Source organism: Nocardia sp. NPDC051463 (assembly GCF_040681975.1).
Lineage (GTDB): Bacteria > Actinomycetota > Actinomycetes > Mycobacteriales > Mycobacteriaceae > Nocardia.
The window spans coordinates 20,710-47,226 of the sequence record NZ_JBFBAB010000025.1 but is presented as its reverse complement, the minus strand read 5'-3'; the positions used below and the strand labels follow the sequence as shown (position 1 = coordinate 47,226).

Sequence of the window (26,517 nt, the reverse complement as noted above, 5' to 3'; positions counted from 1 at the left end):
AAAAACTGGGTCTTCCCTCGACCGATACTATCGGGGCACTGGCCGATCCATGACGGGCTCCCCAGATACTTTCTGGCACAGACGAGCAAAAGCCTCTCGAAGCGCCATCGCGATCAGGCCAACCACATTGCGCAAGCGGCCGAGGGACCCCTTCCCAAGGGCATTCCATCGGGACCTCGACGTCACCACCCGCAGCTTCGGCCAACCTGCGCTGTGGCGAACCGATAATAATCTGTGGTAGCCCGTCGACAACCGCTCACCGGAAATAATCTCCCGAGAGGGATTCCGAATACGTCGCACGCTTGCAAAATCCACTGAAGTGGGAATCGGATGATTTCATCCCTAAAGTACTACCAGCCACAAGAATTATGACCGATGACTGCGGAAATCCATTGGCGGACCATTTCTATCATTGGAGAGCAACCCGTGCATCCCGCGACAGCGCCTACCTGTGCGGCCGCAAAATTATTTCGGTCGGGTGCCCGTCGCGCGGGGTATGGATGGCATTGCGCACTGTCAGGGCTACGGTCTCCGGAGTAAGAAATTCCTCGGGCCGGTACTCGCGACCCTCACCAGCGATGATCTCGCGCTGCATGTCGGTATCGATTCGGCCGGGGTGGATCGAGGTCACGCGCAGCGCGGGTTCCTCGAGCCGCAACGCGTCACCGAAGGCGCGCAGCGCGAACTTGCTCGCGGCGTAGGACGCCCAGCCCGGGTTCGCACGCAGCCCGGCCCCCGAATTGATCAGTACCACATGGCCGTTGGCCACGCGTAGCGCGGGAAGCAGCAGCCTGGTGAGCTCGGCGACAGCAATCACGTTGGCCTCCAAGGTATGTCGCCACTGCCGCACCGAGGAGTCGGCGATTGTGCCCAGATCTGCCACCCCGGCGTTGTGCACCAGCACATCCAGCCGTCGAATGGGCGCGACCGCCGCGACCACCGCGCCGTAGTCGGTCAATTCGACGGGCCACGCGGTGGCACTGGGAATTTCGCGTTGTATGTCGCGCAGTGCGGCGGCAGAACGGGCGCCGAGCAGCAGATCATGCGTCGGCGCGAGCTCACGCGCGATAGCGGCGCCGAGCCCGCGGCTGGCGCCGGTGATCAGCGCGGTCGGCTTCGGAGTGCTGGTCACGACGGAAGTCATGCGCCCACCGTAGTGGTTTCGCACAATTCGCCGGGAAACCCGTAGCACTGCCCGCATGCGCGGCGATGCATGGACGCATCGGTATAACAATCTCCACGGACGGGGCACGGGTGAGTTCCACCGAATACGAGTCGGCGACCAGCGCGACCGGCGCTATTTCGAGCGACCTGCCGGTGGTCGCCACCGGAAGTACTGTTTCGACCGAGCTGCACGGCGCCGTGTCGAACGCAATGCCAGACGCTGCCGAGCGGGCGTACCTTCCGGTGTCATCGCAGAATAGGGGCATGGCACACCCGGGTTTCACCCCGACACAGCTCGCGGCCCGCGCCGCCTACCTGCTGCGGGGCAATGATCTGGGCACCATGACGAGCGCGGCGCCACGGCTGTACCCGCACATGTGGAGCTGGGATGCCGCGTTCGTCGCGGTCGGCCTCGCCCCGTTGAGCGTCGAGCGGGCGGTGATCGAGCTGGACACGCTGCTGTCGGCACAATGGAAAAACGGGATGATCCCGCACATCGTCTTCGCCAACGGTGTCGACGGATACTTTCCCGGCCCGGCCCGGTGGGAGTGCCGAAAGCTGGCGGCCAATGCGCCTGACGGCCCGGACACCTCCGGTATCACCCAGCCACCGGTGCACGCCATCGCGGTGCAGCGGATCCTCGATCATTCACGCAGGCACGGGCGCAGCACCAGGGCGGTGGCCGAGGAATTCCTCAACCGCCGCTGGCCGGATCTGGTGCGCTGGCATCGCTGGATGGCGCACGCCCGCGATCCCAAGGAGAGCGGCCGGATCACGCTATACCACGGCTGGGAATCGGGCATGGACAACTCGCCGCGCTGGGATCGGGCCTATCAGAACGTGGTCGTCGGCGACCTGCCGCCGTATCGACGCGAAGACGTGCTGGTGGTCGCCGACCGGTCACAGCGGCCGAGCGACCGCGAATACGACCGCTATCTGTGGCTGGTCGAGCAGATGCGCCGCGCCGGATACGACGACTACCAGCTGTCCTCGACGATGAGCTTCGCCGTGGAAGACGTGTTCGTCACGGCGATCTTCGCGCTGGCCTGCGAGGTGCTCGCCGCTATCGGCGAGGAATACAAGCAGCCGCACGCCGATGTGCGTGACCTCTACACCTGGGCCGATCGGTTCCGCACCGGCGTTGTCGCGACCACCGACGCGCGCACCGGCGCGGCGCGGGACTTCGACGTCCGACTGCAACGCTGGATCGGCACCGAGACGCTGTCGATGTTCGCGCCCCTGCTGTGCGGTGGTCTGCCCCGCGACACCGAGCGCAGCCTGCTGCGCCTGTTCGAGGGTCCGCGCTTCTGCGGCCATCCCGACCTGCGCTACGCGCTACCGCCCTCGACCTCGCCCGTCTCGAAGGACTTCCGCTCCCGCGAATACTGGCGCGGCCCGGTCTGGCCGGTGATGAGCTGGCTGTTCTCCTGGGTCTTCGCCCGCCGTGGCTGGGCGGAGCGCTCGTTCATGCTCCGCGCCGAAGGGCTGCGCCAAGCCAGCGACGGCAGCTTCGCCGAGTACTACGAGCCGTTCACCGGCGAACCGCTCGGCAGCATGCAGCAGTCCTGGACGGCCGCATCGGTTCTCGATTGGCTAGGCTGACGCAATCGGACACCATTAGCAACTCTGTGGTGAATATTGCGCAAATGCATCATGCACAACACTGGCCACAGCAAGAGCTTGTCGCTATCGTCGAACAGCATGGATAGCACTAGTTTGAGATCAACCCGCGCTCTTGTGTTGACTGCCATCACAATGGGCGGCATCCTTGCCGCAACCATACCGGGAACCGCAGCTGCCGTACCGACCGGACCGGATGTCTCGTCTTGGCAGCATGTCGACGGGCGGTTCATCGACTGGTTCGCGGTCCGGCGCTCCGGCCACGACTTCGCGATGCTGAAGGCCACCGAGGGTCTCAACTACGTCAATCCGTACTTCGTCCAGGACAGCTTGCTGATGCGCGCGGCAGGCGTCGCCCGCGGGACCTACCACTACGCCCAGCCAGGCCTGCCGCCGGAACCGCAGGCCGCGCTGTATGCGACGGCGGTGCTCGGACAGAACGGTCCGCTGGATCTGCCGCCGGTGCTCGACCTGGAGATCACCGGCGGCCTGGACCCGGCGAGGCTGATCAACTGGACCCATCGCTACCTGGACACCGTCCAAGCGCTGACCGGCCGGACGCCGATCGTCTACACCTATCCGAACTTCTGGAAGTCCGCCATGGCGAACACCGATGAGTTCGTCCGCTACCCACTCTGGATCGCCGACTACCGCGGCAACGACCAACCCGAGGTGCCCGGTGGCTGGCCCACCTGGACGTTCTGGCAGACCACCGACCGCGGCAGCGTTCCCGGCATCGCGGGCGGCACCGATGTGAACGTGTACAGCGGCGCCCAAGGTGATTTCGCACGCTACGCGAACATCAGCGGCCTGCTGGGCAGCAGTTGAGCGGCCACGGGCGGAAAGAACGAAACCGCTACTCCCTGCAGGATGAGTAGCGGTTTCGTTTCCTTCACAGCAGATGGCCTGCCGATCGATTAAACACCGATGCGGCCGCCACCCTTCCTCCAGACCACCGCAACCGAGGGTCGCGGCTGCTTGTCGCCGCCGTCGGGCCAGTGCGACAACGGGTTCTCCGGAGTCGCGTCGTCGGCCTCGCCCGGATGCTGCACGCACACCATGACTCGCGCTTCGGTGACGATCGGACCACAGGTCTCGGCGCCGCGCGGCACCGTGAGGAATTGCTTGGTCTCACCGCGGTTCGCACCATCGAGCACCACAGAGAACAGGCCGTCGTTCGACTTCAGCGCATTGCCGTCGGTGGATATCCACAGGTTGCCGTAGGGGTCGAACGCGAGATTGTCCGGGCAGGAGATCGGGCTGACCTTGCTCTTGTCGAAGCCGGCGAAGTAGGTGTCGGCGGCGGCGGGGTCACCGCAGACCAGCAGCAGCGACCAGGTGAACTCGGTCCCGGTGTGGTCATCGTCGATTTCGAGGATCTGACCGTTTTTGTTCAGGTTGCGCGGGTTGGCCTCGTCGGGCCCCTGCTTACCCTCTTTGCCGCGGTTGTCGTTGTTGGTCAGCGCGACATACACCTTGCCGGTGTACGGGTTGGCCTCGAAGTCCTCCGGGCGGTCCATCTTGGTCGCACCGACCTTGTCGGCGGCCAGCCGGGTGAACACCGCGACCTCCGCCGCGCTCATGCCCTCGACGAGCGACTTGCTCGTGCCGTCGGCACCGGTCTCCAGCAGCGGAAGCCACTGGCCGGTGCCGGTGAAGCCCTTGTCCGAGGGCACCGTGCCGTTGCCGTCGACCTTGTCCGGGTGGTTGCCGGTCAGCTTGGCGACATACAGCGTGCCAGCATCCAGAATGGTCACGTTGTGGCGCCTGCTCGCCTGGCCGGTCCCCGACTGGATCTTGCGCGCGGACACGAACTTGTACATGTAGTCGAACTTTTCGTCGTCACCGGTGTAGGAGACGACGTCGCCGCTTTTGGTGACATAAATGGTGGCGCCCTCGTGCTTGAGGCGGCCCATCGCACTGTGCTTGATCGGGGTGGAGGTGGGATCCCACGGATCGACCTCGACGACGTAGCCGAAACGGTTGGCCTCGTTGGGTTCCTGCGCGAGATCGAAGCGCTTGTCCGCACGCTCCCATTGGTTGGGAGTGCCGCCTTTGGTGAAACCGTATCGCTTGACCCGCGGCTTATCCGCCGATTCCGACACCTTGTCACCGTTGGCGAAGTAGCCGTTGAAGTTCTCCTCGCCGGAAAGCACAGTGCCCCAAGGAGTCACACCGCCCGAACAGTTGGCGAAGGTGCCGAGCACCTTCGTGCCGGTCGGGTCGGCGGTGGTCGTGACGAACGCGCTGCCCGCGGCCGGACCGGTCAGCTGGAACTCGGTGGTCGCGGTGATGCGGCGGTTGTATCTGCCGAAAACCGGGGTCAGTTTGCCGGTGCCCGCCTCGCCCTCGACCTCGACCACGGACAAGCCGTGCGCGGCCATGGTGATCGCGATCTGCTCGTCGGTCGGCGCCTCTTTGTTGTAGCCACGGAACATGTGCGGACCGGTGGTGTACTCGTGGTTGACCACGAGCAGATAGCTGTTGGCCCGGCCCTCGATCGGCAGCAAAGCGGCGAAGTCATTGTTGTAGCCGAACTGGACGGCTTGCGCGGCGGCGGTCTGCTTATCGAAGTCGAAGGCAGGCGCGTCCGCGAAGATCGGGTCGCCCCAGCGGATCACCACCGACTGCTCGTAACCCTCGGGGATCACGATCGCATCTTCCTTGTTCGGCGCGACGGCGGTGAAGCCGGTGCCGGTACCCACCGGGCCCGCCGGGGTATTGGTCGGGGTGAACGTGCCGGCCGAGGCATCGTCACCACAGGCCGCGAGCACACTGCCCGCACCGACGGCCAACACTGCCGCGGCGCCGCCCTTGATCAACCCGCGCCGGTTCAGCGAGCCGACGATGTCACCGAAGTATGCGCCGCCGGAGGTGTTGGGCACCTCGTGGAAGCACGCGTTCGCGCATTTGTATTCACAAGTCACGGAAGCGCGCGACGACTGGCCGTCATGCTTCACGAAGAGGGCGAGGGGTTTCACGGCGACTCCTGGATCGGTCCGACGCGCGCACGGTAAACGCCGCAGGCTATTCGCAGGAAAAGCTCAGATGAACGAACGACCAATTAGGTGACCCTCAGTGTCGGCGAAAACACGAATGTCGCTCTCGATCTCCGCAATGGAGCGACAGCGACATTCGTGGTGCGGCTCAGGCATTGACTTGCAGTGCGATCACGACCTCTTGTTCGTTCTCCGGCAGATAGTGGACCTGCAGGATGCGGCCGACCTGGACTCGGGCCACGCTCGCCGGTGGTAGGAATTTCTCGACCCTGGTGGCGAATGTCGTTCCGTCCGGCCTGGTCACGACGAGCCCGAGTTCGATTTTGGAGTGGCCGTTGCGGATTTCGCCCGGCACGGCGAGCGATTGCACCACCGCCTGCGCCGTAATCCCGCGGGCCGCGATATCGAGTTTGTCCTTGGTAGTGAATCCCTTTCGGATCATGGACTCGTTCATCGCCTGCTGCGCAGCGGAGGTGTCACCCGAGCGATCCACCTCGACCTTGTCGGTTCGACCGGGCAGGTAGCGCACCGGCAGCACGACGCCGGGCTGCAGCAGGGCGAGTTCGGTGAGCGGGACGATCAGCTTGGCCGCGGAATCGAAGATCTTGCCGTCGACGCCCTCGACGCTGAACTCGACGCGCACCTGCGGCTGATCGTTGACGCTCAGCCCGGTCTGCCGAAACGACTTGATGGTGCCGATGCCCACCAGACCGTTCCGGAACGACGAGCTGTTGCTCCCGGTGAACGCCTCCAGGATGCCTTCGCCGGTGAACGCGAAAACGAGCGGAACAACGGTGAGCGCGATGATCGGTAGCGCCATCTGGGGACCGACCCAGGCGAGCATGCCGTCGTCGTATGCCCCGGAAGGGACATAGGTGAGGCCATGCCAGAGATAGAAGCCGACGGAGAAGGCGCCGAATGCGGTGGCGAGCGAGCGGGCGATGGTTTTCATGATGGACCTTCGTGGATAGCGGGTGGGTGAATGATCCGTCGGTCCGCGCACGCCCGGGCCGCCCCGCCACCCTCGCGATGACGGGCGGCGGACGTGCCGGGCATGAGCGGAGTCGGCGTCTGGTCGTGGATCAGCCGCCGACAACCGTCGAGCAGGCGAAGGTGATGTCGAACTTCGCTGTCGTAGGGCCCGCGAGCGGGTTGCTCATGTCGGGGCCGCTGACGCCCTCACCGGTGATCTTGTAGGTGTTGCCGTCCTTGACGAGCTTGGCCGAGCCGCCCGGCATGCCATTGCCGAAGCCGAGCGCGTAGGGCAGGCCGTTGGCGCCGCCTTTGCTGCCCGCGATCGCCACCGCGTCCACGGTGTCGGTGCCGGAGATGGAGGCGCTGACGCCGAGGGTGCCGTAGGTCGCGTTGTTGGTGTCGCTGAGCGCGAGGGCCAGCGTGCCGCCCTGCTTGGCGCAGGTGGTGTCGAACTTTCCTTCGAGCGCCTTGCCGTCCACCGCGGCCACCGACTTGCCCGCTGCCGGGCCGGACGGTGCCGCGGAGGTGACAGGCTTGCCCGATGGAGCGGCGGGCGTGCTGCTCGCGTCGTCGCTGCACCCGGTGACGAACAGAGCGAGCGCGGCGGCGGCGGTGAGAGCGGCGGCGGAAATGCGGACCGGCTTGGTGTTCATGATTCGTTCCTTTGCTTCGTCCGGCCCCGGTGTGGAGCCGATACGAGAAAGGTAGAAACCGATCGCGCCCTACCGATCCCAGGTTTTCCAGTGTCTGAAAAGGTCGATATTCCGATAACCTGGTCGAATGCGACGGCCGCGCGCGATGGTGCTGGACGAGGTTTGGCGCCGCCTCGACGGTGTCGAGCCCCTCAGTGGGCCGCATGGCGGGCCACTACGCCGCACCGTCAAGCTCATTCTCGATCCATTGGTGATCCGTCCCGTCCAGAACCCGCTCTGCGCGGGTTCGATACTCACCGCGGACGGCGCGACCCTGCTCGCCACACGCATGCACGCTGCCGCGGATGTGCTGTGCGCGACCGCATCGTGGTTCACCCTGCTCAAGCAGGTCCGGCGCGCCCTGCGAATCACCGAAGGCAACCCACAGGATCTGTATTTCCAACGCTGCTTCGAGCTCGCGACGACAACGGGCGCACCGGATCCGCTGCGGGACAGAGCGATTGCCGAAGCCGCTCTCCGTGATATCCACGAATTCACCGCCGGGCGAACAACGCAGGCACTGAAGGAGCACCTCACCGACGGCGCACACCTCGGTGAGCTCGGCGCGTTGATCGAGGTCGCATGGCAGCGACGGCCGCTCGGTGCGCCGACGGGTGATCACAGCCTCGTGGTGCACTCGCTGCTGGAGGCGTGCGCGGCCGCCCGACTCGGGCAGGCACCGCACAACGGACAGCAGGAATTCGAACGCCTACTCGCCACTCATGCCGGGACGCACGGGGGAATTCGGCTCTGGGACACCGTATCCATGCCGACCGCCCACGAGCTCGGACTCACCGCCCGTCCCGCACCACCGCCACCCGAGCTCGGCACCTCGGCCTCGACGGCCAACCTCGGCCTGCCGTTCGACCGCACCATCTACGAACGCGTCTTCACCGTGCTGCAAGCCTCCAGCGAACGCGCCGAGTTGCCGCCGATCGCGGAGCTGGTGACGACCGAAATCGCCCGCAGCTGTGCGCCGTGGGCGCTGCTCGATGAGTCGCTGCGCGTCGCGGCGACCGCGGGAATAGCACTCGCGCAAGGGTTGAGCCCTATCGCGACCGCCGCGCGGCCGCCACGTCACGGACAGACCGTCCGTGTTTCGCACGCTGCGGAGACGACGGCGCATCGCGTGATCAACAGCCGCTGGCAGCGTGAGGCGTATGTCCTGCAAGCGCGGCGGCTCGCGGTGCGTTCCGACCACGCCGCGCCCGCCGGACCGCTGGCCGCCATCGCCGCCGAACTGCGCACACCGTGGCGGCCCTACCTCAGGCGACTGTGGGTTCGCCTGCACGGCCGCGATGTCAGGGAGTTCGGTATCTACGAACCCGACGAGCTGTGGGATCTGCTCGACGGCGTTGCTCGCTCCGTCATGCTCGATCACCGCATGCGGGTCAAGCAAGCACTGAGCGTGCGTTCCCTTGTCCAGGAAGCCGACTCGACGGAATCGAGGGCGAGCTGATGACCGGAACCGTGATCATACGCCGGGTCGAGGGCGGCCTGTGGGTCATCGCACCCGAGGGCGCACCGACCGTGCTGGACAACGCGGCAGATGTCGACGTCGTGGTGCTCGAAGTACCGGGCGGGCATCTCACCTGGAGTCTGACATCCGGACAACCGATTCCGGCCGCGGTCATCGATGACATGCCGCCGGCCCAGGAGTGGATATGGGCGGTGTACGGCGAATCCATCGCGCTGGCCGTCGACGAATTCGACAGGGACACCACCGAACTCACGGTGCAGCCGGCGCTACCTCGGCTCGCGGCGAACGCCTGGCGGCTGGGATACGCACAATGGGCGGCGCGGTGGTGGCCGGCATCGACCATCGATGGCATCGCACCGCTCGACGAACGGCTGCTCGACCAGGAAATCGCCACCCTGCGAGAGGAATGCGAATTGATTGTCGACGACGATGCCGAGCCGGTATCGAGCGATGACCTGTCGAGATACGAGATCCCCGGTCGCGCGCAGGACTACGCGTTGGCGGCGGGCTCCACCTCCGGAACGTCGGCGCAGGCGCTTGTCCTCGGACGCGGCAGTGGTGGCTGGGATTGGCACCGTTGCCCACCTGGGCTCATCGATGCCTCCGAGCATGCGGTGTCCTGGCAGGTGTCCCGGTCTACCGGCACAACGACCATCGGGGTGGCGGCGGTTGCGGCGCCCCGCTTGGCCGCCGATATTCCGGCGCACCTGCACCCGCGTGCGCTCATCGCCGTCGCCGCGGAAACGGTCGAGACCGAGCTGAACCTCGTCGGCGATACCTGGACCGGACAGGCGACCACGCCTTCGGAGGCGGTGTCGGCGGTGGAGCTCTATGTTCCCGGCGTCGGCGCGCCTGGACTCGGGGACTCGGGTGTCCGACAGCAGGTGCGAGACATCGCCGCAGCGCGACTGCGGCGTGCGGCAGCCGACCACGACATCGCCTTCGATGCGCCATTGCTTGCCGAAATTGCCGCCGCTGCTTCGGAATCGGACTTCTGACATGGCGGAGGAAAGCGCGGACGACGGCAGCAAGCTGCTCGCCGAAGGCGCGGCGGCCTACAGCCGCGGCGAGGTTGCCCAGGCGCTGCGCCTATTCGAAAATATCGCGGCCACCAGCACCGAAGGTCTGCGCGTCAGCGCACTGGTGAATGCCGCGAGCATGCGCGATGAGATCGGCGATCACGCGGGCGCGGTAGCCATGTTTCGCGATGCGCTCGACGAGATGCCCGCCGATGCCATCGAGAAACGACCCGCCGCACTGGTCAATCTGTCCCAAGCGTTGCAGCATGTCGGCGACCTCGACGCAGCGCAACAGGCTTTGGAGCAAGCGCGGACGATACTCACCGAGCACAACAACGAGAGTCACCTGCGCGTAGCCTGCCTGATGTCGTTGACCGCCGTCGCCTTCCATCGGCAAGACTGGGCGTACGCGATCGAATTGGCCACCGAATCACTCGACGCGGCCGTGCGTTTCGCACCGTATCTGGCGGGACATCCGCTCTCGACGCTCGGCGGCATCTACTTCGAAACCGGCCGCCGCGAACTCGCGCTCGACTTCGCACAGCAGGCACTCGCCGCGTTCGACACCGCGGGTGACCACAACGCGGTCGCCGAGACCGAACAGAATCTGGCCATCATGTACGTCCGGTTGGACCGCTTCGACGAGGCGGAACAACCGCTGCAGTCCAGTCAGGAGTACTTCGAGCAGGCCGGGCTCGGATATCGAGCCGGCATCGGTCTCAAGACCATGGGATTTCTCGCCGAGGGCCGTGGCGACGCCGATCGGGCCTACGAACTGTACGGCCGCAGCTTGGCCTACTTCCGTGCGTCGGGAGCGGCACTGGACGCGGCCGAAGTGCAGGCGCGCCTGGCGACCGTGGACTACAAGACCGGTCGATTCGATGCGGGCGAGACCCTGCTGGCTGCGGCTTTCACCGTCTACGCCGAGCGCGGCCTCGGATTGCAGTGTGCCCAACTCGACTTTTGGCACGCGGCGTCGCTGGAGATGGTGCTCGAGCAGTCCGAGACTCCCGATCCCGAATTGCTCTCCCGGGCACTTGATCTGGCCATTTCCTCCGCGCTCGCCATCGACGCCGTGCGCCATACGCTCCCCAACGGCAATCAGCGTGAGCAGTGGAACCGCCGGATCGCCGACCCGGCGATGCGCATGGCCTTCCGATTCGCCTACCTGTCGGGCAATGGCCCCCTGCTGGTAGATCTGATCGAAACGCAATGCGCTGGAACGGCATTGCCCGCGACTCCACCGACACACGACGCCGAGCACAAAGCCACCGAGCAACTTCCCTTCGAACTTCTCGATCCGCAGACAGCCCCGGACGAACCCCCTCCCGCGCTTCAGCTCGGCATGCCGATGCAACTCGGCACGGGCCGACAATCCGGTGGAGCGCCACAGCTCGGAACCGCATTGGCCGCGGTCGCGGGAAGTGCGGGACTGCCGGTCGCGCCACCGCCGCGCGTGGCCGTCGCCCCCGACGGGCATATCGCACTCGCCGCCTACATCACCGCCGCTGAACAGCGCTACGGTCGACCGGTTCGGGACAGTTGGGTGCTGCCCGCATGACGAACCCACCGCAACAGCCGACGGTCATCGTCCGTATGGCGGATGCCGGCGATCTCTACATGTCATGGCGCTGGATCGGAAATATCCACAGCCAGGGTGCGAGCATGCTGCCCGAAGCACCGATCGCCGATGCGGTGCGGCGGTTGGCCGCCGCACTGCCGAAACCCGCCGAGCCGGACGCGCTCGAACGCGCCATGACATCCGGAGCTTTCGCCGCATACGACTCCGAGTACCTTGTCGCGCAAGCTCTTTCACGAGCGTTGCTGCCCTACGGACTGGCCGCACAGTTATACGACCTACACACGCGCGGGATCCGACCACATATCCGGCTGCAGCCCTCGCCACGGTTGGCTCAGGTGCCCTGGGAGATCATCGCTCCGGACCCCGCGCTGCGCCTGGTAGATATCGCGGACGTCAGCCTGCTCGCCCCGGCCGGCATCGTGCACAGCCGGGGACGGACGGCCCGATCCTGGCACGACATGCGGGAACAGCCCGTGGTCGCGGTACTCGATCCGCGCATTCCGGGATACCGCGCCGATTCCATGCTCGGATCGGTGCTCGGCCGGATGGACGCCGACACTCCGGTCGCTCGCCGCGTCGCCGAATACACCGCGCTCGGCCGCCTGCTGCCCGCCGTAGAGGACCCGATCGAAGCATTTCGCCGCACCGATGTCGATCGCGATTGGCTCGGAAAAGCCTTGCGAGAAGGCGCGAGTCGATTGGTCTACGTGGGTCACGTCACCGCGGCCGCACCCGAATCCGGCCAAAGCGAAGACGCCGAACTGCATTTGTCCTGCACCGCCGACACCGTCGGCTTCGCCGCTCCCACCCGCGCACACCGCCCGCTCTCGGCCAAGGATCTACTGCTCGGCACCCACACCCTCGCCGCGGATCCCAGCGACGGACCGCAACTCTGGCCGATCCCGAGCCGAGTCGCCCTCATCGCCTGCGAAAGCGGAGGCGATATGCGCTTCAGCGAGGCACTGGGCCTCGTTGCCGCCATGATCAACGGCGGCGCCGAACTGGTCACGGCAAGCAGATGGCCCCTCCCCACAGATCTCGCCTTCCAGCGTCTGGCGGGCGCACCCCCCGAAGCCCACCCCCTGCAAGACGCCATCTGCGCCATCGATGCCGCCCACGAAGACCCTGCCCCGACGACCACTCTCGCCGACTGGCAAAGGGCCCGCCTCACCCGATGGCGCACCGACCGATCCATCGAACACTCGCCCATACTCTGGGCCGCGTTCGCCACTGTCAGCACCTGAGCACCGGCACGCGAGATCCGAGCCGCCGATCCCTGGGCCGCGGGGCATTCGGCGATGGTGAAACCGTCAGGACCTGCCCCTTGTCGCCGATCTCGTACCCGAGGCGGTACTGCCCGATGCGCTGTCGCCAGTCCTGACTCCCGGCAAGCTTTTTCGAGCCGTTCGGTCGTGGATCCGTGGTCAGCGCGATATCGCCGCACAGCGACCTCGAGTTCGTCACGAGGCAGCCTCCGCATTTGTGTGCACCACATGCACAGCCGGCGAGATGGATGTGACGGGTGACCCGGCTGATCTAGGTCCGGTGGGTGAGCAGGTGTTCCATGATCAGGCGGGTGAGGGCTTCGGGGGCTTGTTCGGGGATCCAGTGGGAGACGTCTTCGAGCATTTCGAAGCGGTAGGGGCCGGTGACATGGCGTTCGGTGGCCATGGCGGCGGTGGAGCCGATGGTGCTGTCCTCGGTGCTCCACACGTAGAGCGTCGGGACGGCCACGGCATCGGTCGGGGCCGCGAGGTGCATGGCCCGGTACCAATTGAGGGCCGCGGTCAGGGCATCCGGCTGGGTGAAGCGGTGGATGTAGTCATCGATTCGCTCTTCGGGAATCTTCCATTCGAAGATCTGGCGGAGAGCGGCCGCGCCGTCGGCGAGCAGCACGCGCTCCGCGACGCGGGGTCGGCGCAGCAGTGCGAAGTAGTTGGAGCGTTGCGCCTGATCTTCGTCCTCGGTGAGCGCGCGAAGGAAGGCGGCGGGGTGCGGTAGCGACACCGCGGTCCAGGTGCGAATTCGCTCGGGCATGGCCGCCGCGGCGGCCCAGCCCACATAAGCGCCCCAGTCGTGACCGACCAGATCGAATCGCTGCCAGCCGAGCTCGTCGGCGATGGCGGCGACATCACCCACCAATTCCTCGACCCTGTAGTCGGCGACGTGTTCGGGACGCGCACCGGGCGAATAGCCGCGCTGATCAGGGGCGACGACATGGCAGCCGCCGCTGCCCAGCGCGCCGAGCTGGAACTCCCACTCGATGGCGGCTTCCGGAAAACCGTGCAGGAGCATGACTTCGCGACCGCCGGGTTCACCACAGGCCAGCGCGTCGAAGGTGCCCGCCGCGGTGGGAATCTTGATTGCCTCGATCACCTGGTCGACTCTAGAGGCCGATCCCGACAGCTCCGCTGGGCCACGCCAGGACCTGGCGACGACGTACGCGGTATCGGCTGGCCGGCCGATACCGCGTACGTCGATGGTGGTTGTCGTTGTGCTGGTTTCGGGTCACTTGTTGCGGCGCAGCCCGAGGTACTGCAGGCCGGCGAAGGCGCCGACGGTGGCGGCTTGCATGACCGTCCAGATGCTTCCGATGGTGTTGAGTTCGAGTGCGCTTTCGATCAGTGCGGCGAGGCTGATGACGGTCCAGGCGGTGTTGCCGGCGATGACGGTTCGGGCCAGGCCGTTGTTGATGGTGGTGGGTGTGCTGATGAGGGCGACGGCGATGCCGTAGAGGGTCAGGAAGATTCCGATCGGGATCCCGATACGGGTGTCAAGGCCGAGCAGGGTTTCCAGTGGTCCGGACAGTGCGAGGTAGGCCAGGCCGTTGACGCCGGTGATGACGGCGTCCAGTCGCAGGGAGGTGCGCAGCAGTTTCGGTCCGGGGGTGAGCAGGGAGTCGAGGTAGGACGGTGCGGCGGTGGTCATGATGGCGGGTTTCCTTCTGGTGTATCGGGTTCGAGGATGGAGTGGTGGTGCGAGTGGCACATCGTGCAGTCGGGTTGTGGGTGTTTGCCCACGTTGACGAGCCACTCGCGGGTGCTGATGGGTTGCCCCGCGGCCCGGCAGGTTCGAGGTGGTGTGCGGCCCGATAGATTCGGACCGCCGTGGGGTGGGTGGCGCGCGGTCCGGCGGGGTTCGGATTCGAGCCCGGGCTGGGAGGGGCGGGGCCTGACTGTGCGACGTGGCTGGGCGCCGGCGCAGATTCCGGTGATGTCCGTCCGCGCCGTACGGGGGTTTCAGATTCCGGCGGGAACTTTGTCGAGGAAGCCGAGGACCTGGGCGATGCGGTTGTCGTCGATAACGGCGACGTCGAAGCCGACAACAACGGCGGGGCCGTCGGCGGGGCCGAGGTTCCAGGTGAAGCGAACCTGGTTGTGGTGGGCGTCGACGGGGCCCGCGAGGGTGAAGACCCAGTCGGGGAATTGGGCTTGTACGCCGGCGATGGCGGCGTCGAGTTCGTGGTGGCCGGTGACGGTGACCAGGGGGTCGGTGTAGGTGGCGGTTTCGGTGAAGATGCGGGCGATCGCGGCGGTGCGGGCGGTGGGGTCGGTGGTGTTCCAGGCTTCGAGGTACTGGGTGACGATGGTGTTCATGATGGCCTCCGAAAGGGCTTGTGGTCTGCGGTTTCTCGGCGTCCGTGCTGGACGAGAACTACGTTATGACCTGGCCGTGGGGTGGCGAATCAGTCGTCTATAAGTACTTTCGACGCCCGGACTACCTATCCGCGCGTCACAGCCTCCACACCATCTCGAATTCCAGGCGCGGATCGCCTTCCGCGACCGGACCGTGTACGCCGGTCCGGACGAACCCGTGTCTCAGGTACAGCCGCTCGGCTGCGGCGTTCTCCTCCGCCACCTCGAGCCACACCGCGCGATACGCCGCCTCCGCGGCCCACGCGATCAGCGCCCGCATGAGCAGATCCGAAGCTCCGATGCCGCGCGATTCAGGAGCGACCCACATCGAAATCAGATGGGCGCCATCGCGTTCCGCGTCGTCGAGCCCGCCGACCGTACCGACGTCCACACCGTCCACACTCGCGAGGAACTGCGCGCGCTGCGCCAACAACCTGCGCCAATCCTGTTCGGTCCGAGCCTGCGCCCACGCCAGCGTCGTCCCGAACACCGACGGCGCATCGGCCAATGCCCGCTACCGGATGTCTCGAAACCCCGCCCAATTCTCGGCTGTCAGACGCCGAATCCCCACGGCCCCCATGCGATCCCCTCCCTCGAGTGGTACCAGGTCACGGCAACCGCCGAGCGCCTTGGTGTATCACTCGAAAAGTAACCCATCGCCGCGCCCGAAGACGCAGCGATTCACCGGGTTTCAGTGTTCGTCGTAATGACCGTTGTGGGGGGCGTGACGGTGACCGTCGTGCAGGTAGTCGACGTGGTCGCCGTGCTGGACCGCGTCGTGGCCGCAGCCTTCGCCGTGCACGTGATCGTGGGCGGCGCACGCCGTGTGGCCTGCGGGCTCGCATTCGTCCCAGTGGCCCTCGTGCCGGCGGTGCAGGTGGCCGTCGTGGGCATAGTCCACGTGGTCGCCGTGCGCGACCTCGGCGTGGCCGCATCCCGGGCCGTGGACGTGCTCGTGTTCGGTGTGCTGCTGGTGTGCGGTGGTCATCAGACTTCCTTCCCGATAGCCGGACAGGCAGAGCCGATTGTGCCGAACACATTAGCAGGTGCGCATCTATGCAGTCGGTTCAGGGTGTGTGGTGGGTCACACCGTCCGAGTCACAGCACCTGGGAGAGGAACCGCTGCAGGCGCGGGGTCTGGGGGTCGTCGAACAGCGACTGCGGGGTGCCGACCTCGACGACCTGACCGGCGTCCATGAACACCACGCTGTCGGAAACACTACGGGCGAAACCCATTTCGTGGGTCACCACGATCATCGACATACCGCCCGAGGCCAGCTCGGCCATTACCGCGAGGATGCCCTTGACCAGCTCGGGGTCCAGCGCCGAGGTCGCCTCGTCGAAGAACATGATCTCCGGCTTCATAGCGAGCGCGCGGGCGATCGCCACCCGCTGCTGCTGGCCACCGGAGAGGTTCGACGGACGCGAATCGGCCTTTTCGGCCAGCCCGACAACCCGCAGCTGTTCGATAGCCAGTGCCCGTGCCTCGTCCTTGGACAGCCCGCGCAGCTTGCGCGGGCCCAGGGCGACATTGTCGGCGACCGTCTTGTGCGGGAAGAGGTTGAAGTGCTGGAACACCATGCCGATGCGCTGGCGCAACCGGTCGGGGTCCTCGGTCAGCACCGACTTCCCATCGAGCAGCACGTCGCCCTGATCCGGCTCGTGCAGCCGGTTGAGCACCCGCAACAGAGTCGACTTGCCGGAGCCGGACGGGCCGATGACGGTGGTGGTCTTGCCCGCGTCGACATGCACGTTGATACCGCGCAGCACGTGGTTGCGCCCGAGCGTCAGATGCAGGCCGGTACCGGTGAGGGAGGCACTCATGCCTCCGGGCGCTGTGTTCTCGCTTCGCTCGCCGCGCTCGCTCATTATCCGCGCCCTTCCGTGATCGTGGCCGCCTCGACCTGGTCGATGGGTTGGTCGGGCCTGCCGGTGCGCATGCGGCGGTCGATGTAGTTGACCAGGTGAGTGAGCGGGATGGTCAGCAGCAGATAGACCAGGCCCGCCGCGACCAACGGGGAGAGGTTTCCGGTCTGTGCGTTGAGGTCGCGGCCGACGGCGAACAGTTCGCGCTGAGTGGCGAGCAGGCCGAGGAAGTAGATCAGCGAGGAATCCTTGATGAGCGCGATGAACTGGTTCATCAGCGCGGGCAGCACGCGCCGAACGCCCTGCGGAATCACCACCAGGGTCATCGCCTGGCGGTAGCCGAAGCCGATCGCGCGGGCCGCCTCCAGCTGACCGGGCTCCACTGACTGGATTCCGGAGCGGAAGATCTCACCGATATAGGCCGAGGCCAGCAAAGCCAGCGCGATCGCACCGAGCCAGTACGGATTGTTGCCGGTGATACCGCGCACCACCGGCCCGATGCCGAGGCCGATGATCAGGATGATCACCACGGCGGGCAGACCGCGGAAGATATCGGTGTAGACGCGAGCCGGCCAGCGCAGCCATCGGGTCCTGGAGATCCCGGCGACTGCGAGCAACATGCCGAGCACGGTGCCGAGCACGCCCGAAACCAGCGCGAGGATCAGCGTGTTCGGCAGGCCGGTCTTGAACAGATCGGGAAAAGCCTTGCGATACAGCGACCAGTCGAAGAACGTGTCCTGCAATTGCTGCATCGTCGACTTGGGCGCGCTCTGCGCGGTGTCGGTCGGCTTCTTCTCCGCGGCGATGGCAGCGAAGTCCGGAAGCTGCGGCACGGGTGCCGCTTTCGAGCCCGGCTTCCAGCCCGGCGGCAACTGCCTCGGCACCCAGTCGGTGTACAGCTCGGCGTAGGTGCCGTCGGCGATCACCGCGTCGAGGCCGCTGTTGAGCGCGTCGATCAGCGGCTGGTTGTCTTTGGCGACCGCGTAGCCGACGAAATTGTCCAGGCTGAAGGTGTTCTGGATGATCGACGTTCCGTCACCCGGCTGCACCTGCCCCTCGGCCTGCGCGGACGGCGCGACCCAGGCATCGACCTGGCCGGACTTCAAGTTCGCGTAGGCAGTGGCGTAGTCGGGAAACTTCACCGGATCCAGGTGCAGCTGGTTGACCACGTAGTCGTCCTGCACGGTGCCCTGGACGACAGCGATCCTGGTGCCGCGCCCCAGGTCCGAGAAGCCCTTGATGGCGCTGCCGTTGGCGACGACGAGGGAGAAATAGCCGAAGTCGTAGCCGTTGGTGAAGCCGACGCGTTCGCGGCGCTCCGCGGTGGTGGTGATGTTCGACGAGCCGACATCGAAACGTCCGCCGGAGACCTGCGACAGCAGCGGTGCGAACTCGGTACCCGAGAACTCGACCTGCAGACCGAGTTTCGCACCGATCGCACGCAGCAGCTCATTGTCGAAGCCGGTGAAGGTGCCTGTCGAGTTCAGGCAGATACTCGGCGGCGCGTCCGACAGTGTGCCGACGCTGAGCTTGCCCGGTGAGATCAGCCGCAGTTTGCTGATGTCGACGGACCCGACCGGCGCGGTTGTCGCGGTGGTGTACCGATCTACACCGGCGGACGCCGCCGACCCGAGATTCGTCGGCGCCGCGGACGCGGCACCGATCCCGGGTGGCGAGCATTGATCGCGATCGGACGACGAATCGTCGCCGGAACCGCACGCCGTGGCCGCAAGGCCGACGGCGAGCAGCATCACGGCGATCAATGCACGAGACCGCACAGCGGGCAGACCAGCCATGATCCAGAACCCTAGACCGGAACGACCGCAATCCCCCAGTTACACCGGCGGCTCCGCAACGTCCACATCCCGCAGTTTCGGCGGTGTGTCCACGCAGCCGAGTTCGGATCACGATGATCCGAACTCGGCCTCGCCGTGGTGCTGCATGCCGGCAATCGCCTCAGGCGAGGCCGCTGACCGGCTCCGGGTTGATCTCGTCGCGCCAGCGGACCGCTCGCTCGACCTCGCTCAGGTCGTAGGTGGGGCCGCTGACACCGATGGTGAACAAGGTCACGCCCGCGGCGAGGAACGCGGGGGCCTTCTCCGCCCCCGGCCAGTGCACCGAACGCTCGATGTGTCCTTCGTCGGTACCGACCGTCGCGCAATGCTCGGCGAGCACCTTGTTCTTGTGCGCGAGAACCTCGAGGTCGGCGAAGCAGTGCCAGATGTCGGCGTACTGGGCGACCAGCCGCAGCGTCTTCTTCTCGCCACCGCCGCCGATGAGAATGGGAATGTCGCGGGTCGGCCGCGGATTCAGCTTCCGCAATCGGGCATCGATGCGGACCATGTTCTCCTTCAGGAGATCGAGCCGGGTTCCCGCCGTGCCGAATTCGTAGCCGTACTCGTCGTAGTCCTTCTGGAACCAGCCCGCGCCGATCCCCAGGATCAGCCGACCGTCGCTGATGTGGTCCACGGTGCGCGCCATGTCGGCGAGCAGGTCGGGGTTGCGGTAGCCGCCACCGGTGACCAGCGCACCGAGCTCGACGCGCTCGGTCTGCTCGGCGACCGCGCCGAGCATCGTCCAACACTCGAAGTGCGCGCCGTTGGGATCACCGGTCAGCGGGTAGAAGTGATCCCAGTTGAACACGATGTCGACGCCCGCGTCTTCCGACCGCAGAACGGCGTCGCGGATGAGTCCGTAATTCGGCGCGTGCTGTGGTTGTAGCTGAACTCCGATACGAACCGGTCGGGTCATTTCCATGCTCCTCGTCGCTCGGTCTAACTCCCCGATCGAGGCTACCGGCGACAGCCCGATCCGGACGCCTTGTTCTCGATGAGCGACCCCGAGCATCGGGAGCGCCGAATGCATACGTACACCCAGAAGAAGCTGGTTTGGCGATCACCCAACGAATTCGAAGCCAGCTACCATCAACAGGTTCCGGCTGGAACGATTAATCCGCGCTCTCAGCTGCGTTCTGCTGAACACCTAGGACAAGGTCGTCGCTTGGGCGCCGAAGCCAGGAACCGGTTTTGTCTCACCCGCGACCGTTACATCGGCGGAAGCGGAGGCGGGATATCAGCTGCTCGGACCTCGACGATCTTCTTGGACGACCAACCGGACTGGCCACGATGGAGCTCGACCACCCGATCTCGCTTACCGAGGCGATTCGTGCGCTGGCCGTTCTCCGGAAGTCGGCCTGACCTGACCAGGCGTCGACCTAATGTCCGATACCTGGCAGCCCGAACACCAGAGGATTGCGCGATCCACCAGCTCGCGGCGGGTTCAACCGGCCGCGGCGTTAACCTGGTGATGCTGAACTTTCAGGGACCCGGGAACGGGCAAACCGAACCTCGTTCGCGGCGACGGTCAGGTGTTCGCGGTGCAACCTGGCCGGCGTTGCTGCGGCGAGGCAGTGGACGGCAGGTTGGAGTTCGTGGCGAGACAAATTGTTCGCGGACGAGGACATGGCGTGTCTGCGGGAGTTGGAGGAGGGTTGATTCCGTGGCTGAGCCTGGACCGTCTGTGGTTGCTGTTTATGAGTTGGTTGGGACGGAGTTCGAGCGGGTTGCCGAGTTCCGGCTGGCTGAGTCCGGTGTGGTGCGTCTGATTCTGGATGAGCCTGATGGGTGCCCGCTGGCTCAGGGATGGTTCAAAGACGGGATACCACTGCCGGGACGGCAGGAACCGGTCACCCCGGCGGCCGGGCAGGCTTTCCTGGAGGCTGTGCTGCGGCCGCGGCGGATGAGTTACTGCGCAGTGGTCGATGAAAGTCCCCGGCCTGCGGCGGGGACTGGCGCTAGTTATGTGGCGGTCGAACCCCCGGAGATTGCGGGCGGTCACTGAGTCGTCACCGGTATCGGTCGTTCAATGAACAACCTGGGTCCGTGGAATCAGGTTGCCGACGACGTCGCCCTTCGGCTGACCCGCGCGACCAGCACGGCGGCCCAGCAGTACGTGGATTGGCAGCGCGAGTTCAGCGATAGGCTGAGTCGCACGTCACGCGGGTTGCTGGAGGGTGACCGAGCGGGCAGCGCGAGCTTCGAAGAGCGGTCTCTCTCGCGGCTGGGTGCGCGGGGCGCGATACCGCCCAGTGGCAGGTTCGGTCCCTACACACCGAGCGCACTCGAACTGCATGTGCGTTCACGGCGTTTGAGTATCGACGACGAGTTGTCCAACATGCTGCGGCCGAGTGCGAACGGGGTTTTTATCACCCGTGACCCCGATGGGGTCCTCTACATCTACAAACCATTCCATCAGGAATACTACGGCGACCAGAACTGGCTTCCCCACGTCGACGGCCAGTTGGCCATCCGGGAGGTGGCGGGCTATCGCGTCTTCGAGCTCATCGATGCTCCCCGCGTGCCACCGACCGCGCTGGTGGATGGCCCCCGCGGGCCGGGAATGGCGCAGCTGTACGTCCCGCTCAAACGTAGCAAGCCCGAGTCCAATTATCTCGAGACCCACCGAGCCCAAACCGCAATGGGGCACTTCCTGGTCGGCAACGCCGACGGCAACGAAGGCAACCACCGCCCCCGTCACAACGGCAACCCCGCACACCACCCCGACGATGATCTGGTCGCCTACGATCTCGGCTACAGTTTCCCTGAATCCCGAGACCCGCTGCGCGGAACCGGGGAAGAGGGCGAGGAAGACGGTACGGAATTCAGCTTCTTGTCGCCGTTTATCCGCGCGTGGGACGGCGCCACGTTCCCGCAACACGTACTCGACCCTGTCGACGCACTGACTCCTGACCGGATGGGCAGCGCTCTAGAAGATCTGAAACTCGGCGACAGCGCCATCGATGGCGCGCTCGAACGACTGGCATACGTTCACCGCAACCACACCATCCACGGAGACTCATTCACGGCTTCTCAGTGAAGCTATGCGCGGTGACTACGTGACCTCACAGGTCGGGGTCACCCTCGTCAACGACAATGCCGACTGAGGCTGTGACACTCAATGCTGAACGTGCCGCGGGGGTAGTGGAGTCGCGAGGACTGCATCGAGGAGAGCAAGGATCTCCGCGGCGGCTTCGGGGATAGGGCGGTCAGCCGCTAGGGAGTCGAAGACCTCGAAGCTGGTCAGCGTGTGCAGGATCGGGCCGAATTGCGGCCCGGCGTCGAGCCGGGTGGCGAAGACGGCGGCACCGTTGCGGCGACGTTCATCGCGCGCCGCGATGACCTGGCCGACATCTGGGTCCAGAGCGGCCAGCCCGCGCAGGCGGCGTGTGCATTCCCGGTCCACCGCCCAGAAATCGGCGATGACCTCGACAAGGATACGAAGGCCTTCGCGAGCGTCGGGCTGACCGAACGCCTCAGCAAGACGCTCCATACGTCCGCGCTCGGCCAGTTCGTCACAGAGCGCTTCCAACAGGCCGATCTTCGTACCGAACTGGTAGTAGATGGTGGCCCGCGAGACATCGGCCCGGCGGGCGATCGCGTCCACAGCGACCACCCCTTTCGCAACGAGCAGATCGCGGGCGGCCGCGAGGATGCGGGCGCGGGTATCGTCCACCGATTCGCGTCGGCGCCCCATGTCGTAGGGCCTTGGACTCATCTGCACCTCTTACCTGCTGGACCGGTCGCCTGGCTCGCGCCTTCCGAGCAGTATCGCCCACACCGCTTTCGCTGCCACGCCTCGGCTTGTCCTGAAGCGGTCTCCTGCTGCCGCTACAATTTAATCAGACATACTGACTGGCTAAATAAATGCGACTCTGGTCGCGGCCCCCCGCACCGGACAACGGAGAGGCAAGTTCATGAACGCCCTGGCAGTAGGAGCCGCGGGCCACACCAACGGCCCCAGCGGGCCGAGATCGCGGGATAGCACATGAAGTGGGGAGCGTTCAGCTATCACCGACCACTCCAGAAACCGCTACCACGCACAGACGGCGGGACAGGTGATCACAGATGGCTGGTTCGCGGTCGCTCGAACCGGACTGGTCGACGACCACGTATCCGCCGCCGGCACGGGCTGCCATCCAGTGCGGAATCTCAGCGCCAGGCTCCGCGCTCGCCCAACCGGGTGAACCTGCCGCACATCGACGCTGACCCCTGACTCGGGCCGCGAACCGCCAGTAACGGTCCGGCACACGGGAATGCATCAGATGCGAGAATTGACGCGAATATTCAATATAACTAGAGATAAGCTGGAGTATACGACCAGCGAGACTTCCAAATTGCTCTCCGATGATATTCTCTCATGTTCCGCATTCGCGCGTAATTCCACCTCGACGATCGGCCGTTTCGATCAAGAGCTGCGGGCGGACATCGAGCTCCAAAGCGGATCAGCAAGATCTACCGATCACTCCATCAGTGATTCGAATGCTAAAGAAGCCGTCGATCGAGAAAGCGATTTTCCATGGCCGAAACATCCGCCATCGACTCGGGAAGGGCCGGAGTGGAATGAATATTTGGATTTGTATGAGAGATTTTGCCGGAGCGACCCATCGATCGAAGATGATCTTCTCGACCTGGATACCTACCTCACTACATACGATTTCAGGAAATGGCAATCGGCATTGCGAAACAGGCACACGGTCCCGATCCCGCCAGATCAGCAGACAGTGATCGACGGTGCTGTCAGGGCGCTCGCAAGGCTGCCCAAGTATCGCGGCCCAGTGGTGCGGCACGTCGACAACCTTCCACCGGAGGTACTCGAGCGATATCAGCGGGGAAATATCGTCACCGAGGAAGCTTTCACCTCGACCACGACCAATTTAGGTGGCGTACCCTGGCTTAGAACTCGACCGGTTGAGATGCGAATATCCAGTAAGACAGGAAGGGACATGCGGTATGTCGTGTTTACAATACGCGGCGAAGACGAGGTGCTATTTCCGCCTGGTACACGGTTTCGGGTCACCGACTTCAACGAAAAATCCGGACGCACCGTAATCGAAATGGTGGAGGAAATATAGACGGACATCGCACATCAAAAGGATGGCTGCGCGTGTTCCAACCGGCGAGCTCTCGAACCAGACCAGATCCACACGATCGTCGCGAGTTTCGCGGCGGCCGCCAGCGCAGGACGATTCGGAGGAGTACAAATCCTTGCGGCACACGGCTACCTGATATCCCGTTTTCTGTCTCCGCGGTCGAATCAGCGTGCCGACGAATAGGGTAGTGCCCTCGACAACCGCATGCGGTTCGGCCGACACCTACAGCGCGTTCGAGGCCACACCGGCGGCGGCCAGCGTGCCCGCGACCGAAACAGAGTTCCGAAGATTTCCCATCGAGTGCCGGCTCCCACATTGCACCAGGTGAACTCAGCCATGCTGCCGGACAAGAACTCTCGGCTCTATCGGTCAGACGCCCCGTAGCTCGGCACCACGGCCTGGGTCTGAACACCTGCAAGGCCGCGTATGACGTTGTTCGAACGGGTGACGGCACCGCGGACCGCAGGCGAGACCCGACAGGGTTGTCCACTCGACCGGAGTTGCGACGCGGCCACCGGTCGGCGCAATGTCGAGAACACACCGACACGTCCGGTCAGTGACCGCACCACCGCGTCGTCACCGACTGCACAGGTTGAGCACAAGCGCGCAGACTCGAGCATTTCGAGCACGAATTGAGCAGATCCAGTACTATTCCCGCTCAACCCTCTACTCGGATCGTCCGGCACGTTCCTGCCGGTGAAGGGAAGTGATCTGCCGTGGCCACGGTGACCTTCGAAAGCGCTACCCGGCTCTACCCGGGCAGCAATAAACCAGCCGTCGACGCACTGGATCTGGAGATCGCGGACGGCGAATTCCTCGTTCTGGTCGGTCCGTCCGGCTGTGGCAAGTCGACCTCGCTGCGTATGCTCGCCGGCCTCGAAGAGGTCGACGGCGGGCGAATCCTGATCGGCGACAACGATGTCACGCACGCGGAGCCCAAGGAACGCGATATCGCGATGGTGTTCCAGAACTACGCGCTCTACCCGCACATGACCGTCGCAGAGAACATGGGCTTCGCGTTGAAGCTGGCCAAGGTCGCCAAGGCGGAGAAGGAAAAGCGGGTGCTGGAGGCGGCCAAGCTGCTCGACCTCGAGCCGTATCTGGATCGCAAGCCGAAGGCGCTCTCCGGTGGTCAGCGCCAGCGCGTCGCGATGGGCCGGGCTATCGTGCGCCAGCCTCAGGTGTTCCTGATGGACGAGCCACTGTCGAACCTGGATGCCAAGCTACGGGTGCAGACCCGCACCCAGATCGCCCAGCTGCAGCGTCGCCTCGCCACCACCACCGTGTACGTCACCCACGACCAGGTCGAGGCGATGACCATGGGCGATCGGGTCGCGGTGCTCAAGGACGGGCTGCTGCAGCAGTGCGCGACGCCGCGCGATCTGTACCGGGATCCGGCGAATATGTTCGTCGCCGGGTTCATGGGTTCACCCGCCATGAATCTGTTCACGCTGCCGGTCGCCGACGGCGTGGTGTCCCTCGGCGGGCACCCGCTGCAGGTCCCGCGCTCGGTCGCCGACGCAGCCGAGGGCTCGGTGGCCGTCGGCATCCGGCCGGAGCATCTCGAGCTCGGCGGTGACACGGGGATCGAGTTGGAGGTCGACGTGGTGGAGGAGCTCGGCTCCGACGCTTACATCTACGGCCGTGCCGTAGACGGTGATTCCGGGGAAACCATTGTGGCGCGGGCAGATTGGCGTAGCCCGCCGGCGAAGGGCGACCGGGTGCGGTTGTCCACCTCCGCCGAGCACACCTACTTCTTCTCGGCCGCGGACGGGCGCCGCCTCAGCTGAGCCCGCGAAAGCCCCGTTCGCCCAACGCGGAACAGCTGGTGAACGGGGCACGGCGTTCCTACACTCGGGTCCGCGGATACGTCCCCCACTCGGTAGGAGCAGGCAATGAAGGTAGCGGTCCTCGGCACCGGAGAAGTCGGCAGGCGGCTCGCGAGCAAGCTGGTCGAGCTCGGTCACGCGGTGACGCTCGGCTCCCGCACCGCCGATAACGCCGCTGCCACCGCGTGGGCGGGTGAGACCGGCGGCGCACACGGCACATTCGCCGAGGCGGCCGCGGACGCCGAGCTGGTGATCAACGCGACATCGGGCACGGTGTCGCTGGCCGCGCTCACCGCCGCGGGCGCGGCGAATCTGAGCGGCAAGGTCGTCGTGGATGTCTCGAACGCGCTGGACTTCTCCGGCGGGTTTCCGCCCAAACTGGTCATCCCGGAGGCGGGCAGCGTCGCGGAGCAGCTACAGCAGGCTTTCCCCACGGCGCGGGTCGTGAAAACCCTCAACACCATGAACAATCAGCTGATGGTGGACCCGTCCCGAATTTCGGGTCGGCACCACGTGTTTCTCAGTGGCGACGACGAGTCCGCCAAGTCCGAAGTGGCCGCTCTGCTCAATTCCTTCGGCTGGACCAGCGAGCAGATCATCGATCTGGGCGCCCTCGAAACCGCCCGCAGCACCGAGCCACTCGTGCTGTTGTGGGTGTCGCTGCACAGCAAGCTGGGCACCGAGGACATCAACTACGCGGTCGTCACCGGCTGAGGACCCACCCGGCG

At 65.5% G+C, this 26,517-nt stretch carries 24 protein-coding genes; 11 read left to right on the top strand and 13 right to left on the bottom strand.

Annotated features, from left to right (window positions below):
- Positions 1-445: 445 nt before the first annotated feature.
- Positions 446-1,144, bottom strand: a complete 699-nt coding sequence (locus AB0M74_RS26840) for an SDR family oxidoreductase (RefSeq protein ID WP_366529065.1) — start codon at positions 1,142-1,144, stop codon at positions 446-448.
- A 284-nt stretch (positions 1,145-1,428) separates the two neighbouring features.
- On the opposite strand from AB0M74_RS26840, the gene AB0M74_RS26835 reads away from it, so the two are divergent.
- The gene (locus AB0M74_RS26835) at positions 1,429-2,766 is read left to right on the top strand and encodes a glycogen debranching protein (protein ID WP_366529064.1); all 1,338 of its coding nucleotides are present in this window, start codon (positions 1,429-1,431) and stop codon (positions 2,764-2,766) included.
- A 153-nt stretch (positions 2,767-2,919) separates the two neighbouring features.
- Complete coding sequence (locus tag AB0M74_RS26830; protein WP_366529122.1) at positions 2,920-3,612, top strand: glycoside hydrolase family 25 protein; 693 nt, start codon at positions 2,920-2,922, stop codon at positions 3,610-3,612.
- An 89-nt stretch (positions 3,613-3,701) separates the two neighbouring features.
- Here AB0M74_RS26830 and AB0M74_RS26825 read toward each other — a convergent pair whose 3' ends face one another.
- The 3 genes from AB0M74_RS26825 to AB0M74_RS26815 form a co-directional block, all read right to left on the bottom strand.
- Positions 3,702-5,765, bottom strand: coding sequence for a PhoX family phosphatase (locus tag AB0M74_RS26825; protein ID WP_366529063.1), 2,064 nt, complete (start codon positions 5,763-5,765; stop codon positions 3,702-3,704).
- A gap of 166 nt (positions 5,766-5,931) precedes the next feature.
- On the bottom strand, positions 5,932-6,735 hold the full coding sequence (locus AB0M74_RS26820) for a hypothetical protein (protein WP_366529062.1): 804 nt from the start codon (positions 6,733-6,735) through the stop codon (positions 5,932-5,934).
- 130 nt (positions 6,736-6,865) lie between these two features.
- Positions 6,866-7,411, bottom strand: coding sequence for a lipoprotein LpqH (locus tag AB0M74_RS26815; RefSeq protein WP_366529061.1), 546 nt, complete (start codon positions 7,409-7,411; stop codon positions 6,866-6,868).
- A 145-nt stretch (positions 7,412-7,556) separates the two neighbouring features.
- On the opposite strand from AB0M74_RS26815, the gene AB0M74_RS26810 reads away from it, so the two are divergent.
- From AB0M74_RS26810 to AB0M74_RS26795, 4 genes are read left to right on the top strand one after another with little or no spacing between them, the layout of a single operon-like run.
- Positions 7,557-8,909, top strand: a complete 1,353-nt coding sequence (locus AB0M74_RS26810) for a hypothetical protein (RefSeq protein ID WP_366529121.1) — start codon at positions 7,557-7,559, stop codon at positions 8,907-8,909.
- Positions 8,909-9,928, top strand: coding sequence for a hypothetical protein (locus tag AB0M74_RS26805; protein WP_366529060.1), 1,020 nt, complete (start codon positions 8,909-8,911; stop codon positions 9,926-9,928). Before AB0M74_RS26810 ends, AB0M74_RS26805 begins: the two co-directional genes overlap by 1 nt.
- Position 9,929: 1 nt before the next feature.
- A complete protein-coding gene (locus tag AB0M74_RS26800) occupies positions 9,930-11,510 on the top strand; it encodes a tetratricopeptide repeat protein (RefSeq protein WP_366529059.1) in 1,581 nt (526 codons plus the stop codon).
- On the top strand, positions 11,507-12,775 hold the full coding sequence (locus AB0M74_RS26795) for a CHAT domain-containing protein (protein ID WP_366529058.1): 1,269 nt from the start codon (positions 11,507-11,509) through the stop codon (positions 12,773-12,775). The genes AB0M74_RS26800 and AB0M74_RS26795 overlap by 4 nt, the downstream gene beginning before the upstream one ends.
- 292 nt (positions 12,776-13,067) lie before the next feature.
- Here AB0M74_RS26795 and AB0M74_RS26790 read toward each other — a convergent pair whose 3' ends face one another.
- From AB0M74_RS26790 to AB0M74_RS26755, 8 genes are all read right to left on the bottom strand, one after another.
- Positions 13,068-13,907: an alpha/beta hydrolase gene (locus AB0M74_RS26790; RefSeq protein WP_366529057.1), complete on the bottom strand. Its 840-nt coding sequence runs from the start codon at positions 13,905-13,907 to the stop codon at positions 13,068-13,070.
- Positions 13,908-14,039: 132 nt separating this feature from the next.
- The gene (locus tag AB0M74_RS26785) at positions 14,040-14,459 is read right to left on the bottom strand and encodes a hypothetical protein (RefSeq protein ID WP_366529056.1); all 420 of its coding nucleotides are present in this window, start codon (positions 14,457-14,459) and stop codon (positions 14,040-14,042) included.
- 311 nt (positions 14,460-14,770) lie between these two features.
- Complete coding sequence (locus tag AB0M74_RS26780; protein WP_366529055.1) at positions 14,771-15,127, bottom strand: nuclear transport factor 2 family protein; 357 nt, start codon at positions 15,125-15,127, stop codon at positions 14,771-14,773.
- A 136-nt stretch (positions 15,128-15,263) separates the two neighbouring features.
- Complete coding sequence (locus tag AB0M74_RS26775) at positions 15,264-15,674, bottom strand: GNAT family N-acetyltransferase (protein ID WP_366529054.1); 411 nt, start codon at positions 15,672-15,674, stop codon at positions 15,264-15,266.
- Between the two features lie 183 nt (positions 15,675-15,857).
- A complete protein-coding gene (locus AB0M74_RS26770) occupies positions 15,858-16,154 on the bottom strand; it encodes a hypothetical protein (RefSeq protein ID WP_366529053.1) in 297 nt (98 codons plus the stop codon).
- A gap of 110 nt (positions 16,155-16,264) precedes the next feature.
- The gene (locus tag AB0M74_RS26765) at positions 16,265-16,990 is read right to left on the bottom strand and encodes an amino acid ABC transporter ATP-binding protein (RefSeq protein WP_366529052.1); all 726 of its coding nucleotides are present in this window, start codon (positions 16,988-16,990) and stop codon (positions 16,265-16,267) included.
- A gap of 44 nt (positions 16,991-17,034) precedes the next feature.
- Entirely contained in the window at positions 17,035-18,828 is a 1,794-nt protein-coding gene (locus tag AB0M74_RS26760) for an ABC transporter substrate-binding protein/permease (RefSeq protein WP_366529051.1), read from the bottom strand.
- A gap of 160 nt (positions 18,829-18,988) precedes the next feature.
- Positions 18,989-19,783: an LLM class F420-dependent oxidoreductase gene (locus AB0M74_RS26755; RefSeq protein WP_366529050.1), complete on the bottom strand. Its 795-nt coding sequence runs from the start codon at positions 19,781-19,783 to the stop codon at positions 18,989-18,991.
- Between the two features lie 1,113 nt (positions 19,784-20,896).
- Here AB0M74_RS26755 and AB0M74_RS26750 point away from each other — a divergent pair.
- Positions 20,897-21,907, top strand: coding sequence for a hypothetical protein (locus tag AB0M74_RS26750; RefSeq protein WP_366529049.1), 1,011 nt, complete (start codon positions 20,897-20,899; stop codon positions 21,905-21,907).
- A 78-nt stretch (positions 21,908-21,985) separates the two neighbouring features.
- On the opposite strand, the gene AB0M74_RS26745 is transcribed toward AB0M74_RS26750, so the two are convergent.
- Positions 21,986-22,585, bottom strand: a complete 600-nt coding sequence (locus AB0M74_RS26745) for a helix-turn-helix domain-containing protein (protein ID WP_366529048.1) — start codon at positions 22,583-22,585, stop codon at positions 21,986-21,988.
- Positions 22,586-23,132: 547 nt separating this feature from the next.
- Here AB0M74_RS26745 and AB0M74_RS26740 point away from each other — a divergent pair.
- The 4 genes from AB0M74_RS26740 (at position 23,133) to AB0M74_RS26725 (ending at position 26,503) form a co-directional block, all read left to right on the top strand.
- A complete protein-coding gene (locus tag AB0M74_RS26740) occupies positions 23,133-23,942 on the top strand; it encodes a hypothetical protein (protein WP_366529047.1) in 810 nt (269 codons plus the stop codon).
- Positions 23,943-23,948: 6 nt separating this feature from the next.
- Positions 23,949-24,143: a hypothetical protein gene (locus tag AB0M74_RS26735; RefSeq protein WP_366529120.1), complete on the top strand. Its 195-nt coding sequence runs from the start codon at positions 23,949-23,951 to the stop codon at positions 24,141-24,143.
- A gap of 533 nt (positions 24,144-24,676) precedes the next feature.
- Positions 24,677-25,750: a sn-glycerol-3-phosphate ABC transporter ATP-binding protein UgpC gene (gene ugpC, locus AB0M74_RS26730; RefSeq protein ID WP_366529046.1), complete on the top strand. Its 1,074-nt coding sequence runs from the start codon at positions 24,677-24,679 to the stop codon at positions 25,748-25,750.
- A gap of 105 nt (positions 25,751-25,855) precedes the next feature.
- Positions 25,856-26,503 (top strand): NAD(P)-binding domain-containing protein, encoded by a 648-nt coding sequence (locus AB0M74_RS26725; protein WP_366529045.1) that lies wholly within the window; start codon positions 25,856-25,858, stop codon positions 26,501-26,503.
- Positions 26,504-26,517 lie beyond the last annotated feature (14 nt).

Coding starts and splice junctions, on each gene's coding strand:
- AB0M74_RS26795 (WP_366529058.1), top strand. CDS start 11,507: ATGACGAACCCACCGCAACAGCCGACGGTCATCGTCCGTATGGCGGAT.
- AB0M74_RS26805 (WP_366529060.1), top strand. CDS start 8,909: ATGACCGGAACCGTGATCATACGCCGGGTCGAGGGCGGCCTGTGGGTC.
- AB0M74_RS26725 (WP_366529045.1), top strand. CDS start 25,856: ATGAAGGTAGCGGTCCTCGGCACCGGAGAAGTCGGCAGGCGGCTCGCG.
- AB0M74_RS26840 (WP_366529065.1), bottom strand. CDS start 1,144: ATGACTTCCGTCGTGACCAGCACTCCGAAGCCGACCGCGCTGATCACC.
- AB0M74_RS26755 (WP_366529050.1), bottom strand. CDS start 19,783: ATGACCCGACCGGTTCGTATCGGAGTTCAGCTACAACCACAGCACGCG.
- AB0M74_RS26810 (WP_366529121.1), top strand. CDS start 7,557: ATGGTGCTGGACGAGGTTTGGCGCCGCCTCGACGGTGTCGAGCCCCTC.
- AB0M74_RS26750 (WP_366529049.1), top strand. CDS start 20,897: ATGAACAACCTGGGTCCGTGGAATCAGGTTGCCGACGACGTCGCCCTT.
- AB0M74_RS26740 (WP_366529047.1), top strand. CDS start 23,133: ATGCGAGAATTGACGCGAATATTCAATATAACTAGAGATAAGCTGGAG.
- AB0M74_RS26780 (WP_366529055.1), bottom strand. CDS start 15,127: ATGAACACCATCGTCACCCAGTACCTCGAAGCCTGGAACACCACCGAC.
- AB0M74_RS26760 (WP_366529051.1), bottom strand. CDS start 18,828: ATGGCTGGTCTGCCCGCTGTGCGGTCTCGTGCATTGATCGCCGTGATG.
- AB0M74_RS26765 (WP_366529052.1), bottom strand. CDS start 16,990: ATGAGTGCCTCCCTCACCGGTACCGGCCTGCATCTGACGCTCGGGCGC.
- AB0M74_RS26815 (WP_366529061.1), bottom strand. CDS start 7,411: ATGAACACCAAGCCGGTCCGCATTTCCGCCGCCGCTCTCACCGCCGCC.
- AB0M74_RS26745 (WP_366529048.1), bottom strand. CDS start 22,585: ATGAGTCCAAGGCCCTACGACATGGGGCGCCGACGCGAATCGGTGGAC.
- AB0M74_RS26820 (WP_366529062.1), bottom strand. CDS start 6,735: ATGAAAACCATCGCCCGCTCGCTCGCCACCGCATTCGGCGCCTTCTCC.
- AB0M74_RS26785 (WP_366529056.1), bottom strand. CDS start 14,459: ATGACCACCGCCGCACCGTCCTACCTCGACTCCCTGCTCACCCCCGGA.
- AB0M74_RS26800 (WP_366529059.1), top strand. CDS start 9,930: ATGGCGGAGGAAAGCGCGGACGACGGCAGCAAGCTGCTCGCCGAAGGC.
- AB0M74_RS26770 (WP_366529053.1), bottom strand. CDS start 16,154: ATGACCACCGCACACCAGCAGCACACCGAACACGAGCACGTCCACGGC.
- AB0M74_RS26835 (WP_366529064.1), top strand. CDS start 1,429: ATGGCACACCCGGGTTTCACCCCGACACAGCTCGCGGCCCGCGCCGCC.
- AB0M74_RS26830 (WP_366529122.1), top strand. CDS start 2,920: ATGGGCGGCATCCTTGCCGCAACCATACCGGGAACCGCAGCTGCCGTA.